1 protein-coding gene is annotated in these 299 nt (G+C 39.5%); it reads right to left on the bottom strand.

The features are described 5' to 3' along the window. Positions 1–299: peptidogalycan biosysnthesis protein (locus AAEY62_RS21615; protein ID WP_350636444.1), on the bottom strand; the 299-nt coding region annotated here is incomplete at both ends.

Raw genomic sequence — 299 nt, 5'->3', positions numbered from 1 at the left:
CCTTGCAGCCATTCAATAGTAATGTTTTGTTGGGTTATTTTGCTGCGTTCTTTTTTTAGTGATTTACGCTTACGTGAATTAAGCGTATTTAAAAAATCGTCAAAGCATGTAAAGCCTTTATTAAACCACTGAAATTGCACACCCACTCTAAGCATAGCGTGTTGCTCAGTGAGGTGTGTGGCTTGGGCTAAGTTGCAAAAATTAACGTGCCAACCAGACCAGCCTTGCTCTTTGCTGTGCAGGTTTAGTAACTCTGTAATGTATTTATACACTAAACTAGGATTGCTGTGCTCTATAGC

Source organism: Pseudoalteromonas sp. GW168-MNA-CIBAN-0100 (genome assembly GCF_040309225.1).
GTDB classification, from domain to species: Bacteria; Pseudomonadota; Gammaproteobacteria; order Enterobacterales; family Alteromonadaceae; genus Pseudoalteromonas; species Pseudoalteromonas arctica.
The sequence above is the reverse complement of the archived record's forward strand: the minus strand, read 5'-3'. Positions and strand labels throughout refer to the sequence as shown.